This window comes from Streptomyces sp. 1-11, from assembly GCF_007176755.1.
In the GTDB taxonomy this organism is placed as follows: domain Bacteria; phylum Actinomycetota; class Actinomycetes; order Streptomycetales; family Streptomycetaceae; genus Streptomyces.
Genome location: NZ_BJTV01000010.1, coordinates 99,228 through 113,620 on the forward strand (window position 1 = coordinate 99,228; position 14,393 = coordinate 113,620).

A 14,393-nucleotide genomic window follows, 5' to 3' on the forward strand; every position below is an offset into this window, starting at 1 on the left:
CGGCGACGCGTTCCGGCGGGGCGCCGGTCAGTCGACCCGCTGCCCCTTGCCCAGGGCGATCACACCGCCCTTGGAGACGGTGTACAGCTCGGTGTCCCGCTCGGGGTTTACGCCGATCGTCGCGCCGGGCGGGACCTCGACGTTCTTGTCGAGCACGGCGCCGCGCACCACCGCGCCCCGGCCGATGCGCACGTTGTCGTGGAGCACCGAGCCCTGGACGACCGCGCCCGGATCGACCCGCACCCCCGGCGACAGCACGGAGCGGGTGACCTGGCCGCGGATCAGGCAGCCGGCGCTGATGATGGACTCGCTCGCCATGCCGCCCGCGTTGAACCGCGCCGGGGAGAGCTGGTAGGAGTGCGTGTAGATGGGCCACTGACGGTTGTACAGGTTGAAGGCGGGGCGCTCGGCTATCAGGTCCATGTGCGCCTCGTAGTAGGCGTCGAGCGTGCCGACGTCCCGCCAGTAGCCCTGGTCGCGGGTGGTCTCGCCGGGGACGTGGTTCTGGCTGAAGTCGTAGAGCTGCGCCTCGCCGCGGGCGGTGAGCTGGGGCAGGATCGAGCCGCCCATGTCGTGCACGGACTGGCTGTCGTCCGCGTCCCGCTGCAGCGCCTCGATGAGGGCCTTGGTGGTGAAGACGTAGTTGCCCATCGAGGCGAACACGCACTCGGGGGCGTCGGTGAGGCCGGGCGGGTCGGCGGGCTTCTCCAGGAAGCGCTCCACGGTGCGGCCGTCCGAGCCGGGTGTGATCACCCCGAAGGAGGAGGACTCCGAGCGCGGCACCCGGATACCGGCCACCGTCACGCCCGCGCCGCCCTCGATGTGCTGGCGGAGCATCTGCCGCGGGTCCATCCGGTAGACGTGGTCGGCGCCGAACACGGCCACGTACTCGGGCTGTTCGTCGTACACGAGGTTCAGCGACTGCAGGATGGCGTCGGCGCTGCCCAGGTACCAGCGCGGGCCGAGCCGCTGCTGGGCGGGGACCGGCGTGACGTAGTTGCCCAGCAGGCTGGACATCCGCCAGGTGGTGGTGATGTGCCGGTCGAGCGAATGCGACTTGTACTGGGTCAGCACGCAGATGCGCAGCACGTCGGCGTTGACGAGGTTGGACAGGACGAAGTCGACGAGCCGGTAGGTGCCGCCGAAGGTGACCGCTGGTTTGGCGCGGTCGGCGGTGAGCGGCATCAGGCGCTTGCCCTCCCCGCCCGCCAGCACGATCCCGAGTACCGAAGGCCCACCACGACGCATGACGGCTCCCCTCACCCCTGGTTCCACATGGATGCCCCGAGCGGGCCGGACTAAGCCTGCTTGAGGATCTCCGCGTACAGTCCGGCGGTCCGCCGGGCCACCGCGTCCCAGCCGAACTCGCCCACCGCGCGCAGCCGTCCGGCCTCCCCCATCCGGCCGGCGGCCGCCGGGTCGCCGAGCACGGTGTCCAGCGCCCGGGCGAGGTTCGCCTCGAAGCCGTCGTCGACGTCGACCAGCAGACCGGTGCGCCCGTCGTCCACGACCTCCGGGATGCCGCCGACCCGGGAGGCCACCACGGGCGTTCCGCAGGCCATCGCCTCCAGGTTGACGATGCCGAGCGGCTCGTACACCGAGGGGCAGACGAACACGGCGGCCCGGGTGAGGAGCTGGATCACCTCCGGGCGGGGCAGCATCTGCGGGATCCAGAGCACGCCGGCCCGGACCCGGCTCAGCTCCTCGTACAGGTCGCGGAACTCCCGGTCGATCTCCGGGGTGTCGGGCGCGCCCGCGCACAGCACCACCTGGGTGCCGGGGTCGATGTCCCGCACCGCGCGCAGCAGATGGGGCACGCCCTTCTGCCGGGTGATCCGGCCGACGAACAGCACGTACGGTCGGGTGGGGTCGACGCCGTGCCGGAGCAGGGCGTCGATGCCGTGGTCCGGGCGGTACAGGGCGGTGTCGATGCCGTTGTGCACGACGTGCACGCGGTCCGGGTCGAGGGCCGGGTAGCAGGCGAGGATGTCCTCGCGCATCGCCCCGGACACGGCGATCACCGCGTCGGCGGCCTCGACCGCGGTGCGCTCGGCCCAGCTCGACAGCGCGTACCCGCCGCCCAGCTGCTCGGCCTTCCAGGGGCGCAGGGGCTCCAGCGAGTGGGCGGTGACCACGTGCGGGACGCCGTACTGGAGCTTGGCGAGGTGCCCGGCGAGGTTGGCGTACCAGGTGTGGGAGTGGACGAGTTCGCGGCCCTCCAGGGCGGCGGCGACGGAGAGGTCCACGGAGAAGGTGCGCAGCGCGTCGTTGGCGCCGTCCAGCGCGGACCAGGGGCGGTGGCGCACGACTCCCGCCGCCCGCCCCTCGCCCCAGCAGTGCACCTCCAGGTCCACCAGCTCGGCCAGTTCACGGGCCAGGAACTCCACATGGACGCCCGCGCCGCCGTACACGTCCGGGGGGTACTCCCGGGTCAGCAGTCCCACTCGCACCCGACAACCCCCAGGTCTCGTCCGTACGTTGCCCTTCATGGTCACCCAGATGCGGCGCGCGGGGAAGAGCGCGGCGGCCGGGTGAAGCAGCAGTCGCCGCAGACTCCGCCTCCGGGCACCCGGTAGTACAGGCAGCAGCTGCGGCGGCGGAAGGCCGTCGTCGTGCGGGTGCCGGTGCCGCGCAGCAGCGGGTGGGCGAAGAGGCCGTCGGTGAGGGCGCGGGTCCGCCGCGCCACGTCGGTACGGCCGTTGGCGCGGGCCCAGCGGTCCAGTTCCCGCGCCGCGCCGGCGAGCGCGGAGCCGGCGTTGCCCCGCAGCAGTCCGGCGGCGATCCCGTAACGGGTCCTCAGGGCCGCCCCTAGGGGTTCGAGATGGCCGTGCAGCACGGTGTCCGCGAGCGTGGCGGCGTCCCCGGGCAGCGGGCGCACCTCGGTCAGCCACAGGTCGTCGGGTGCGGCGGCGGCCGGGTCCCAGCGCAGCAGCCGGGGGTCGAGGCCGGGCAGCCGCCCGTACAGCGCGGCGCAGCCCAGCGCCACCGACCACAGCCGGGCGGCGAGCCCCTGCTGGCTGATGGAGGCGGAAACCCGCGGCTCAGGGGCGCGCAGCCGGCCGGCGACGGTCGCGACCCGGAGCGCGAGCGCGTCGGGCCGGGCCTCCGGTGCCGTGGCCGCGTACGTCTCCGCGAGGGTCGCGAGCCCTTCGGGCGCCGGCCCGGCCGGGGCCGCGGCGGTGCGCAGCACGAAGAAGCCGCCCAGCGGGCGGAGCGCGGCGAGTTCGGCGTCGAGGTCCACGGACAGCACTACTACCAACCCCCGGACACCGCCGCGGAACCGGGGTCCGCCGCCCGCTCGCACCCGTCCTGGGGATGACCGGGGCGCAGGTGTACTCCATCGGCAGTATGACCCAGTGCGTGCTCAGGGACGACGACGGGAACGGGCCCGGGCGGGCAGAGTGTTCGCCATGACCGCCGACCGTACGCCGCGCCGGGCCCAGGGGGCCCGCCCCGCGCGAAGGAGCCGCAGATGAGCGCCCTCGCGCTGTCCGTGCTGCTGTCGTTCGTCTCCGCCGTCGCCTACGCGGGCGGGGCCATCGTGCAGGAGCAGGTCGCGGTGTCGTGCCCCGACGGGTCGTACATGCCGCTGCGCCGGGCCGGCTGGTGGGCGGCGCTGGCGCTGAACGGCCTCGGCGGCGTGCTGCACGTCGTGGCGCTGGCCTGCGGCCCGCTCAGCCTGGTGCAGCCGCTGGGCGCGCTGACCATCGTCTTCGCCCTGCCCATGGCGGCGCTGTTCGTCGGCCGCAGGGCCGGGGCGGCCGCCTGGCGGGGCGCGGTCATGGCCACCGTGGGCCTCGCGGGCCTGCTGTCCCTGGTCGGTACGGCCGGCGCGCAGTCCCTCGGCTCGGCCGAGCGGGTGGCCGTCGCGCTGGTCACCGGCGGGGCGGTGGCGGCGCTGACCTGCGCGGGCCTGGCCGTGCACCGGCACCCCGCCGTGCGCAGCGTGCTGCTCGCCACCGCCTCGGGCACGGCGTTCGGCATGTCGTCGGTGTTCACCAAGACGGTCGCGGTCGACTGGAGCCACGGGATCGACCTCGGCGACCTGCCCTCCCTCGCGGTGATCGGCGCGTTCGCGACGGCCGGCGTCATGCTCTCCCAGGCCTCCTACCGGGGCGGTGGCCTCGCCGCCCCGCTGGCCACGGCCACCGTGGTCAACCCGGTGCTGGCGGCGGCGGTCGGCATCCTGATGTTCGGCGAGACGTTCCGGCACGGCAGCACGGGCACCGTGCTGGCCCTCGGCTGCGCGGCGGTGACCGCGGGCGGCCTGATCCTCCTGACCACCGAGCGGCTCGAGCGCACGCCCGCCGCGGCCGGCGCCGGGCCGGCGGAGACGGGCCCACAGCAGGAGGGCCTGACGCGCGAGGGACCGGTCCGCTCGGGCCCGGAGGGCCCGGCCCAGGCCGGCCCGGCCCGGGCGAACCCGGTTCCGGCGGCTTCCGCTCACGCGGCCGCGCCCGAGGGTGACTTGACGCCGGCCGTGCCGGAGGACGTACGGGTGCCCGAGGACGTACGGGTGCCCGAGGACGTACGGGTGCCCGACGACGTACGGGTGCCCGACGACGCCCTCGGCGCCGCCTGCGACGACATCCCGTACGTCCCGCTGTGCGCGAACATCTACGCCCCGCTGCCCGTGCTGAACGCCCACCGGGCGCCGGTCAGATCCTGACGCCGGCGGCCCGGAGGAAGGCGATCGGGTCGACGTCGGAGCCGAAGCCGGGCCCGGTCCGCACCTCGAAGTGCAGATGCGGGCCCGTGACGTTCCCGGTGGACCCGGACCGGCCGATGCGCTGGCCCGTGGCGACGCTCTGCCCGGCCCGCACGGAGATCGCCGACAGGTGGGCGTACTGGGTGTAGTGCCCGCCCGCGTGCCGGATCACCACCTGGTAGCCGTAGGAGCCGCCCCAGCCCGCGGACACCACCTGCCCGGCCCCCGCCGCCTCGACGCTGGTACCGGTCGGCACCAGGAAGTCGATGCCCGTGTGGTAGCCCTTCGACCAGTGCGACCCGGCCACGTGGTAGCCGGTGCCGATGCCCGCGTGCACCGGGGCGGTGAACGCGTGTCCGCCGGACGGCGCCGGATGCGTCCTGTGCTCCGCGTGCCCGGACCGGCCCGGGTGGCCCTTCCTCTCCGCGGGTCTCTCCGCGGGCTTCTTCTCCGCGGGTCTCTTCCTCGAAGGCTCCTTCTTCTTCGGGGACTTCGACTTGGGCGCGGTGCCGGTGTGCGGCCGGGTGTCGGAGGCCGGGGACGCGGTGGCGCCCAGGCCGAGCCGCTGGCCCGGCAGGATGAGGTCGGGGTCGGAGCCGATGACGGCCCGGTTGCCCTCGTAGAGCTGCCGCCAGCCGCCCCGGACGTGCTGCTCGCCCGCGATGCCGGACAGCGTGTCGCCCCGCACCACGGTGTACATCTCGGCCCGGCCCGCCCGGGACTGCGGGGTCGTCTGCGGCTTCACGTCCCGCATGTCCCGCTTCGGACCGGTCCTCGCCGGCCGGCTCGCGGCGCCGTCGGTGTGCACGTCCGGGGCGGCGCCGCCCCGGCTCAGCCCGGCCCGCACCGAGCACGCCGGCCACGCCCCGGGCCCCTGGCCGTCGAGGACGTGTTCGGCGACGGCCATCTGCTGGCCTGAGCCGGCGAGGTCGGCGCGCGGCGCGTACCGGGTGCCGCCGTAGGCCTCCCAGGTGGACTGGGTGAACTGCAGCCCGCCGTAGTAGCCGTTGCCGGTGTTGATGTGCCAGTTCCCGCTGGACTCGCAGGCGGCGACCTTGTTCCAGGTCGCGGCGTCGGCCGCGTCGGCGGTGCCCGCGGCGACCAGCGGGATCGCGAGTCCGGCGCCGCCCGCCGTGACGGTCAGTGAGGCGCGGTTGATCCTGTTCGGCTGGTACCGGCGATGCCGGCCGCGTACGGCCATGTCCGAAATCCCCTCGGCATGCGTCAGGAGCGGCAAAAGTAAGCGCCGCGAACAGGCCATGACAAGACGGGAAATCGGCCTCCTGTCCGGCGCAAGTGGCCGGTAAGGAACCTTCCTTGGCGGTACCTGCGGCCGCGGTGAGCCGACCGGCGCGTTCCGTGCGTAAACAAGCGTGGCGGGTCGGATGTGCGCTCGCCGTGGCGGCGCGTCAGGATGGGCGAGGGTCCGCACCGACGGAGCCGCAGTCACGAGGCAGCTAGGGAGCAGGCGGTATGAGCACTACAGCGCAGATCGGCGTCACCGGGCTCGCGGTCATGGGCCGCAACCTCGCCCGGAACTTCGCGCGCAACGGCTACACCGTCGCCGTGCACAACCGTACGGCGTCGCGGACGCACGCGCTGGTGGAGGAGTTCGGTCACGAGGGCGACTTCATCGCGGCCGAGACCGCCAAGGATTTCGTGGCGGCGCTGGAGCGTCCGCGCCGGCTGGTCGTCATGGTGAAGGCCGGCGGGCCCACGGACGCGGTGATCGAGGAGTTCGCGCCCCTGCTGGAGCCCGGTGACATGATCATCGACGGCGGCAACGCGCACTTCGCGGACACCCGCCGCCGGGAGAAGGCGCTGCGCGAGCAGGGCATCCACTTCGTGGGCATGGGCGTCTCCGGCGGCGAGGAGGGCGCGCTGCACGGGCCGAGCATCATGCCGGGCGGCCCGAAGGAGTCCTACGACTCCCTCGGCCCGATGCTGGAGAAGATCTCCGCCAAGGCGAAGGACGGGGCGCCGTGTGTGACGCACGTCGGCCCGGACGGCGCCGGTCACTTCGTGAAGATGGTGCACAACGGCATCGAGTACGCCGACATGCAGCTCATCGGCGAGGCCTACCAGCTGCTGCGCGACGTCGCCGGGTACTCCCCCGCGCAGATCGCGGACATCTTCCGCACCTGGAACACCGGGCGCCTGGACTCGTACCTGATCGAGATCACCGCCGAGGTGCTGTCCCACGTGGACGCGGCCACCGGCGAGCCGTTCGTGGACGTGGTCGTGGACCAGGCCGAGCAGAAGGGCACCGGCCGCTGGACCGTGCAGATCGCGCTGGACCTGGGCGTGCCGGTGTCGGGCATCGCCGAGGCGGTGTTCGCGCGGTCCCTGTCCGGTCACGCGGCGCTGCGCGAGGCGTCCCGGGGGCTGGCCGGACCGAAGCCGGCGCCGCTCGGCGAGGCGGAGGCCGCCGCCTTCGCCGACCGGGTGGAGCAGGCGCTGTACGCGTCCAAGATCGTGTCGTACACGCAGGGCTTCCACGAGATCGCGGCGGGCAGCGAGGAGTACGACTGGGACATCGACCTCGGCGCGGTCTCGGCGATCTGGCGCGGCGGCTGCATCATCCGGGCGGCCTTCCTGGACCGCATCCGCGCCGCGTACGACGCCCGGCCGGACCTGCCCAGCCTGCTGTCGGACGAGACGTTCGCGCAGGAGATCGCCGAGGCCCAGGACGACTGGCGCGAGGTGGTCATCGCGGCCACCCGACAGGGCGTCCCGACCCCCGGCTTCGCGGCGGCCCTCGCCTACTACGACGCCCTGCGCGCGGAGCGCCTGCCGGCGGCCCTCACCCAGGGGCAGCGTGACTTCTTCGGGGCGCACACCTACCGCCGGGTGGACCAGGACGGTTCCTTCCACACGCTGTGGGGCGGAGACCGGTCGGAGGTCGGCGCGTAGCGCTCCGCGGGGGGCGGGGGTGGGGGCGCCTTCGTCGGCATGGAGACGCCGTCCATTGCCGCAGCCTCGTGGCCGCATGCTTTTCGAGCGCCGGTCAGTGTCCGCTGACCGGCGCTCGGGCTGAGGGGGCGGGCCGGGGCCGCGAGGGTCGGCTTCGGGCCGGAAAGGGGCGCCGGGGTCGGCTCGGGGCCGGGAGAGGGCCGCGAGGATCGGCAGGGCCGCGAGGATCGGCCGGGCCGGGAGAGGGCCGCGAGGATCGACCGGGCCGGGAGAGGGCCGCGAGGATCGACCGGGCCGGGAGAGGGCCGCGAGGATCGACTCCGGGCCAGGACGGGGCGCAAGGATCGACTCCGGGCCAGGACGGGGCGCAAGAGTCGGCTGGGCGGGGACGGGGCTTGGCCCTCGGTTCCCTCTTCAGGTTCCGGTGGTCAGCGGCGGACCGGAGCCCGGGCTGAAGGGCCGCCCCGGACCTGGGGCACCGGGGACAGTGAAAGCTCCGGCGGCCGGGAGTCGACTCGGGGCCGGGACAGGGCGGCAAGAGTCGGCTCCGGTCCGGGGCTCGGCCCTCGGTTCCTTACTTCAGGTTCCGGTCGTCAACGGCGGACCGGCGCCCGCGCTGAGGGGCCGCCCCGGACGTGGGGCGGCGGGGACAGTGAGAGCTCCGGCGGCCGGGAGTCGGCTCGGGGCCCGCGTCTGGCCTTCCGCCCCGCCAGGCCCCTCGTCATCAGCGGCTTGCCGCGGTGGGGGCGAGGCCGGGGCGGAATGTGGCCTTGGCTCTCGGTCCCTTCAGGTTCCGGTCGTCAGTGGCGGACCCGGTTCCGGGCTGGGGGTCGGCTCGGGGCCCGGGGGGATCGGGGACGGGGAGGGCTCCGGCGGGCCGGGGGCCGGCGGCGCGGGAGGCGGTGTCGGATCGGGTCCCGGGGCCGGCGGCGTGGGCTCGGGCCCCGGCGCCGGTGGCGGGACCGGGCTCGGGTAGGGATCAGGCGGGGTGGGCCCCGGGCCCGGGGTCGGGCCGGGCGGTACGGGGTCGGGATGCGGACTCGTCATGACTGGCCTCCGGCGGTCGCTGAACGTCGTCGCCTCTTGACTACTCCCCCGCCTACCCGGGCCCCGCCCGGCCACTCACCCGACGGCGACACGCAACCCGCCCAGGTGGAGGCGTCGAGCACCCCCGGTGCGCAGCGGCCTCACGCCCCCGCTGAGCGGGCGGCTGTCCGACGGTACGGCTCGACGCCCGGGCAGCCCGCACCGTAGCGAGGGCGGCAAGGGCCCGCGCCGGCCGCAGCCCTGGCAAGGCCCCGTATCCAATGCTCAGCACCATCGCTCCGGGAGCAGCCGCCGCACGACCGGCTCTGTGCTGAGCGGCCCGCATCGTCGCTGCGGCCCGCATCGTCGCTCGGGCAGCCGCAGTTCCGGCGCGGCTCCCCCTCAACGACCGGAATCACCACCAGGACAGCCGCACCCCGGCGAGGCCCCGCGCTCAGCGGCCCCGCACCGCCGCCGCCCTGCCCGCTCCCCCGGTGCGCCGCGTCCTCACCGGCCCCGCGCCGCAGCGGCAGCCGCGGCCAGGCCCGGGCCGGGGCTGGACAGCACCGGGGTCGTCGTCGTGGTCAGGTGCTGGGCCGGGGCCATGGAGGCCTGGGCCAGGACGATGACGTCGGTGCCGGTGAGCGCGTCCGCGGCGGCCGCGATCCGCCGCGCGTACGCCTCGGTGGCCCCGGCGGTGAAGTGGTCCCAGGCCCCGTCGACCAGCACGGTGCGGACCGAGACGGGACGGCCGGCCCTGCGCGCCTCCTCCTCGACGAGGCCGGCGGTGGGGCCGAGGGTGCTCTCCAGGGCGGCGAGGACGGTGACGCGCGGGCCCGCCGCCACGGCGGCGGCCGCCATCGGCCGGTCGACCCGCAGCACCGGCACCCCGACGGCGGCGGCCTCGGCCTCCGCGACCGCGCCGATGGTGGAGCAGGTGCACAGCACCGCCCGCCCCCCGGCGCTCACGGCGTGGCGGAGGGCCTGGCGCACGTCGTCGCGGACCGCCTCCGGGCCGTCCCGCCGGGCCCGCTCCAGCAACTCCTCGTCGACGAAGTGCCGCAGTCCGAGGCCCGGGTGGCCGGTGTCGCGCAGGGCGTCGAAGACCGGCACGTGCACGGGTGAGGTGTGCAGGAGGGCGAGCATCTGTAGTCCGAAGTCCCCGCGCGGAGTTCCTGTGGTCCGGTCCGCCGGTCTCAGAAACGGCCGGGGTGGGCCCGCAGCCAGTCCTTGGCGGCGGCCAGCAGTTCCGGGTCGGCCGGCGGGGCCACCTCGGGGTGCCGTTCGGCCCACTTCACGACGTACGGGCAGAGCGGGGCGACCGGGACGCCCTCGCGCTCGGCGACGGCGTACAGCTCCCGGGCCAGGGAGCCGGCGATGCCCTTGCCCTCGTGGGCCGGCTCGACGATGGTGTGGACCGGGACCAGGGCGCGCGCGGGCGACTCCAGGACGAAGTACTCGATGCGGCCGGCCACTTCGCCGTCACCGACGGCCTCGAGGCGGCCCGCCGCCCGGTCGTCGCGGATCTCGATGTCAGTCATGGCACGCACGCTCCTGGTTCTGGTCCCCGATCAGGCCGTAACGGCCTGCGGGCTGCGCTGCTGGTCCGTCCCGGGCACCGGGGCGGACGGGTCCGCGCCGAGCTCGACGATCCGGTTGTCGGCGTCGACGTGGACCACCCGCGGCTTCAGCTCCCGCGCCTCGGCGTCGGTGACCTGAGCGTAGCTGATGATGATCACCAGATCACCGGGGTGCACGAGATGGGCGGCGGCCCCGTTGATCCCGACGACCCCGGACCCGCGCTCACCCTCGATGACGTAAGTCTCCAGGCGGGCGCCGTTGGTGATGTCCACGATGTGCACGAGCTCGCCGGGCAGCAGATCGGCGGCGTCGAGCAGATCCGCGTCGATGGTCACCGATCCCACGTAGTGCAGGTCGGCCTGGGTGACGGTGGCGCGGTGGATCTTGGACTTGAACATGGTGCGCAGCATGTCGGACTCCCGAAAGACGGCTCCCTGCCTGCTTTCTGCAGGTCAAGGGCGGTCTTCACTGTACACGGGCACGCGTTGGAGCCGATGGCCGTGAGGAACATCGCTGCGCTCAGGAAAGCGGGCTCCACACCTGAGCTTCGACCCGACCGGATGGGTCGGCAAAACGCCACCCATGCACCTCCTAGGACACTCTTCGCGAAATGCGCAGGACCGATTCCGACGAAGCGCCGACTTGACCGACGCGACCAAGCGAGCACCGAAGCTCCGTGCCCCCGGGCACGGCTCCCGGACCAGCTGACCGTCCTCTCCCGCGCGGGCCGCCTTCATGGCACTCGCGCCCCGCCGGTCGCAGTATGGACAGTGGATCAGCTGCCTGATGCGGCCGGGGCCCGGGCTGCCGACGGGCCGGGGCAGGAAGGTGGGCGGTGGTGGCTCGTGGGCGTCTGCGGGTGTACCTGGGAGCGGCTCCCGGGGTGGGCAAGACGTACGCGATGCTGGCCGAGGGGCAGCGTCGCAGGGGGCGCGGCACCGATGTGGTGATCGGGCTGGTGGAGCCGCACGGCCGCCGGCTGACGACGCGGATGGCCGAGGGGCTGGAGACGGTGTCGCGCCGGACGATGGTGTACCGGGGGCTGGAGTGCACGGAGATGGACCTGGACGCGGTGCTGGCGCGCCGGCCGCAGGTCGCCCTCGTCGACGAGCTGGCGCACACGAACGTTCCCGGCTGCCGTAACGAGAAGCGCTGGCAGGACGTCGAGGAGTTGCTGGACGCCGGGATCGACGTGGTGAGCACGCTCAACATCCAGCACTTGTTGTCGCTGGCGGACGTGGTGCAGGAGATCACCGGTGTCAGGCAGACGGAGACCATCCCGGACGAGGTGGTGCGGCGCGCGGAGCAGGTGGAGCTGGTCGACATGACGCCTGAGGCGCTCCGGCGCCGTATGGTCCACGGCAACGTCTATCCACCGGATCGCGTCGAGGTGGCCCTCACTCACTACTTCCGGCCCGGCAACCTCACCGCGTTGCGGGAGCTGGCGCTGCTGTGGGTGGCGGACCGGGTAGAGGAGGGGTTGCGGCGCTACCGCGCCGAGCACGGCATCCTCGCGCCCTGGGAGACGAAGGAGCGGATCGTCGTCGCGCTGTCCGGCACGCGGGACGAGGAGGCGCTGATCCGGCGTGCGGTGCGCATCGCGGGCCGGATCCCGGGCAGCGACCTTCTCGCGGTGCACGTGTCACGCGACGACGGCCGCGTGGGGGCCGATCCGGCGGTGCTGGCCGGGCACCGGGCCCTAGTGGAGTCGCTGGGCGGCAGCTACCACCGGGTGGCGGACGAAGACGTCGCCGAGGCGCTGTTGCGGTTCGCGCGTGCGGAGAACGCCACACAGATCGTGCTGGGCGGCGCCTACCGTCCGCTGCACGAACTGCTGGGCGACCGTGTGGTGGCGCGGGTGACGCGCCACGCCGGCGGCCTCGACGTGCACGTCCTGACGCACGAGCGGGCCAAGAGAGTCGAGGTGCCGGCTCTCCCTCCGCTCACGGGCGGTCTCGGCCGGAACCGTTTCGGGTGGGGGCTGTTGCTCACGGCGGTACTGCTGCCCCTCCTGACCGTGTTCCTGACCACCGTGCGGGGATTCGGACTGGCCGGTGTGCTGCTGGTGTACCTGTTGGCCGTCGTAGGCATCGCGCTGGTGGGTGGCGTGTATCCGGCGCTGGCCGGCGCACTGGTTGCCGGTGTGCTGGCCGACTACCTCTTCGTACGGCCGGTCCACTCACTCACGGTGGCACGCGTCGGCGACGCCTCCGTCCTGGTGGCGTTCGTGGTCGTGGCGGCCACGGTCAGCGCCGCCGTCGAACGGTCGGCCCGGCGGGCTCGCCGGCACGCGCGTGCTTCGGCGGAGGCGGGCACCCTCGCGGATCTGGCGACCTCGGCACTGCGCGACCGGGACGATCTGCCGGCCCTGCTGGAACGTGTGCGCGTGAACTTCGCTCTGGAGGCACTCAGCCTGCTCCAGCGGGACGGTGCGGAGAGCCGGCGGTGGTTCGTCACCGCCAGCTCGGGGCCTCGTCCGCCCGAGCGGCCCGAGCAGGCGGACACGGAGGTGGCGGTCACGGACGAACTGATGCTGGCCGCGCGCGGACGGCCTCTCGACGCGGACGACCGGCGTCTTCTGCACGGCTGCGCGGCTCAGGTGGCCGCGACCTGGGAGAGCCGGCGCAGCCGCCGGCAGGCCGAGGCGCTGGGCGAGCGGGCCGTCGCCGACCGGTACCGTGCCGAGGCGCTGCGGGCCGCCGCGAGTGACCTGGAGGCGGAGGTCACGGCGGCACAGGGGGCACTGGAACGGCTGCGGGAGCGCCGGACGCCGGTGACCGCCACGCAGTGGGCCGCGCTGTGCGACCGGTCCCAGCAGGCCGTCCGCCGGATCGGGGCGCTCGTCGGCGACCTGCTGGACCTGAGCCGCGTGCACGCCGGGGCCCTGGACGTGCATCTGCGACCCGTCGACATGGACGAGGTCATGGCGGTCGCGCTCGGCGACCTCGGGCCGGGCGGGCACACCCTGACGCTGGAGATGACCGAGGATCTCCCGGACGTGATCGCGGATGCCACGGTGCTCACCCGGGTGGTGACGGACCTGGCGGCCCATGCGCTGCGTCGCAGCCCCGACGGCGAGCCGCCCGACGTGGCCGTGAGGACGGCCGACGGCCGGGTCGAGGTCCGGGTCACCGATCACGGTCCCCTCGACGTCGAGGCGAGGGAAGCCGTCGGCGCTCCGGTTCCCGTCACTGGTCTGGTGCCGCGCCTGTGCGCGGATCTCGTGCAGCTGATCGGTGGCGAACTGCGGTGGGACGCCACGGCGGGCGGCGGTGTGACCGCCGTGCTGAGCCTCCCGGCGGCGGCCGGGAGCGCGGCGGGTCGAGCGGCGGACTGAGTTCTGCTTCTCCCGAGCCGTGGCCACCCGTGTGCCTGACGGGCAACGGTACGAAAGTCGTCGCCCGCGCCCAACTCCGAGGACGCCCTGACGTCAGGAGTCGCACAGCCCGACGGGCTGAAGGGGAACGCCATGGAACCGGATGGCGGCACGCTCGGTGCTCGGTGCGCCTTCATCCTCGCCGCAATGCGGTCAGATCGTGGTTGAGCTGGACGACGTTGACGCTTTGCTGACCCAGGAAGCCCAGCGTGCGGCCGTCGATGTGCCGGGCGACGAGGCCGCGGACCGCGGCCGGGTCCAGCCCGCGGGCCTTCGCCACCCGGTCCACCTGCTCGTAGGCGTAGGCGGGTGAGATGTCCGGGTCGAGGCCGGAGCCGGAGGCGGTGACGGCGTCGGCGGGGACGCTGCTCGGCCGGACGCCGTCGAACGCGGCCACGGCGGCGCGGCGCTGGGCGATCGTCTTGATCAACGTGGCGTTGTTGGGGCCGAGGTTGGAGGCGCCGGAGCTGGTCGGGTCGTAGCCGGTGCTTCCCGCCGCGGACGGGCGGGGCTGGAACCACTTGGGGTCGGGTGCCAGGGAGGTCTGGCCTGCGCGCGGCGGGAGGTCGAAGTTCTGGCCGATGAGGGCGGAGGCCACCGGCCGTCCGTGGTCCTTGATCATCGATCCGTTGGCCTGGTGCGGGAAGACGCCCTGGGCGATGCCGGTGACGGCCAGCGGATAGGCCACTCCCGTGATCACGGTGAACACCAGCAGCATGCGCAGCGCCGCCAGGTACTGGCGCATCGCGTGGGCGAGAGAGCCGAGCATGAGGAGCACCCTCCTTGTCG

11 protein-coding genes are annotated in these 14,393 nt (G+C 74.0%); 3 read left to right on the top strand and 8 right to left on the bottom strand.

What is annotated here, in order from left to right; genetic code table 11:
- Window positions 1-27 precede the first annotated feature (27 nt).
- From glgC to TNCT1_RS22000, 3 genes are read right to left on the bottom strand one after another with little or no spacing between them, the layout of a single operon-like run.
- Entirely contained in the window at window positions 28-1,248 is a 1,221-nt protein-coding gene (gene glgC / locus TNCT1_RS21990) for a glucose-1-phosphate adenylyltransferase (RefSeq protein ID WP_143634816.1), read from the bottom strand.
- A gap of 50 nt (window positions 1,249-1,298) precedes the next feature.
- Window positions 1,299-2,450 (bottom strand): glycogen synthase, encoded by a 1,152-nt coding sequence (glgA, locus tag TNCT1_RS21995; protein ID WP_216856673.1) that lies wholly within the window; start codon window positions 2,448-2,450, stop codon window positions 1,299-1,301.
- A 41-nt stretch (window positions 2,451-2,491) separates the two neighbouring features.
- The gene (locus TNCT1_RS22000; protein WP_143635111.1) at window positions 2,492-3,241 is read right to left on the bottom strand and encodes a (2Fe-2S)-binding protein; all 750 of its coding nucleotides are present in this window, start codon (window positions 3,239-3,241) and stop codon (window positions 2,492-2,494) included.
- 231 nt (window positions 3,242-3,472) lie between these two features.
- On the opposite strand from TNCT1_RS22000, the gene TNCT1_RS22005 reads away from it, so the two are divergent.
- Window positions 3,473-4,669 (top strand): DMT family transporter, encoded by a 1,197-nt coding sequence (locus TNCT1_RS22005; protein WP_143634820.1) that lies wholly within the window; start codon window positions 3,473-3,475, stop codon window positions 4,667-4,669.
- Here the strand turns inward: TNCT1_RS22005 and TNCT1_RS22010 are convergent.
- Window positions 4,659-5,909: a transglycosylase family protein gene (locus TNCT1_RS22010; RefSeq protein WP_143634822.1), complete on the bottom strand. Its 1,251-nt coding sequence runs from the start codon at window positions 5,907-5,909 to the stop codon at window positions 4,659-4,661. The two genes, TNCT1_RS22005 and TNCT1_RS22010, sit on opposite strands and share 11 nt — an antisense overlap.
- Window positions 5,910-6,181: 272 nt before the next feature.
- Here TNCT1_RS22010 and gndA point away from each other — a divergent pair, with 272 nt between their 5' ends.
- On the top strand, window positions 6,182-7,621 hold the full coding sequence (gndA, locus tag TNCT1_RS22015) for an NADP-dependent phosphogluconate dehydrogenase (protein WP_143634824.1): 1,440 nt from the start codon (window positions 6,182-6,184) through the stop codon (window positions 7,619-7,621).
- 1,533 nt (window positions 7,622-9,154) lie between these two features.
- Here the strand turns inward: gndA and TNCT1_RS22025 are convergent.
- The 3 genes from TNCT1_RS22025 to panD are packed head-to-tail and all read right to left on the bottom strand — an operon-like array spanning window position 9,155 to window position 10,638.
- Window positions 9,155-9,793: an aspartate/glutamate racemase family protein gene (locus TNCT1_RS22025; protein WP_143634828.1), complete on the bottom strand. Its 639-nt coding sequence runs from the start codon at window positions 9,791-9,793 to the stop codon at window positions 9,155-9,157.
- A 50-nt stretch (window positions 9,794-9,843) separates the two neighbouring features.
- Entirely contained in the window at window positions 9,844-10,188 is a 345-nt protein-coding gene (locus tag TNCT1_RS22030; RefSeq protein ID WP_143634830.1) for a GNAT family N-acetyltransferase, read from the bottom strand.
- Window positions 10,189-10,218: 30 nt separating this feature from the next.
- Entirely contained in the window at window positions 10,219-10,638 is a 420-nt protein-coding gene (panD, locus tag TNCT1_RS22035) for an aspartate 1-decarboxylase (protein WP_143634833.1), read from the bottom strand.
- 428 nt (window positions 10,639-11,066) lie between these two features.
- On the opposite strand from panD, the gene TNCT1_RS22040 reads away from it, so the two are divergent.
- Window positions 11,067-13,565, top strand: a complete 2,499-nt coding sequence (locus TNCT1_RS22040) for a DUF4118 domain-containing protein (protein ID WP_143634835.1) — start codon at window positions 11,067-11,069, stop codon at window positions 13,563-13,565.
- A gap of 172 nt (window positions 13,566-13,737) precedes the next feature.
- Here the strand turns inward: TNCT1_RS22040 and kdpC are convergent, their stop codons facing one another.
- Entirely contained in the window at window positions 13,738-14,373 is a 636-nt protein-coding gene (gene kdpC, locus TNCT1_RS22045; protein ID WP_143634837.1) for a potassium-transporting ATPase subunit KdpC, read from the bottom strand.
- Window positions 14,374-14,393: the final 20 nt, after the last annotated feature.

Bases quoted from the DNA above. Each gene is read 5' to 3' on its own strand.
- kdpC (WP_143634837.1), bottom strand. From the start codon at position 14,373: ATGCTCGGCTCTCTCGCCCACGCGATGCGCCAGTACCTGGCGGCGCTG.
- TNCT1_RS22030 (WP_143634830.1), bottom strand. From the start codon at position 10,188: ATGACTGACATCGAGATCCGCGACGACCGGGCGGCGGGCCGCCTCGAG.
- glgC (WP_143634816.1), bottom strand. From the start codon at position 1,248: ATGCGTCGTGGTGGGCCTTCGGTACTCGGGATCGTGCTGGCGGGCGGG.
- TNCT1_RS22025 (WP_143634828.1), bottom strand. From the start codon at position 9,793: ATGCTCGCCCTCCTGCACACCTCACCCGTGCACGTGCCGGTCTTCGAC.
- panD (WP_143634833.1), bottom strand. From the start codon at position 10,638: ATGCTGCGCACCATGTTCAAGTCCAAGATCCACCGCGCCACCGTCACC.
- gndA (WP_143634824.1), top strand. From the start codon at position 6,182: ATGAGCACTACAGCGCAGATCGGCGTCACCGGGCTCGCGGTCATGGGC.
- TNCT1_RS22010 (WP_143634822.1), bottom strand. From the start codon at position 5,909: ATGGCCGTACGCGGCCGGCATCGCCGGTACCAGCCGAACAGGATCAAC.
- TNCT1_RS22005 (WP_143634820.1), top strand. From the start codon at position 3,473: ATGAGCGCCCTCGCGCTGTCCGTGCTGCTGTCGTTCGTCTCCGCCGTC.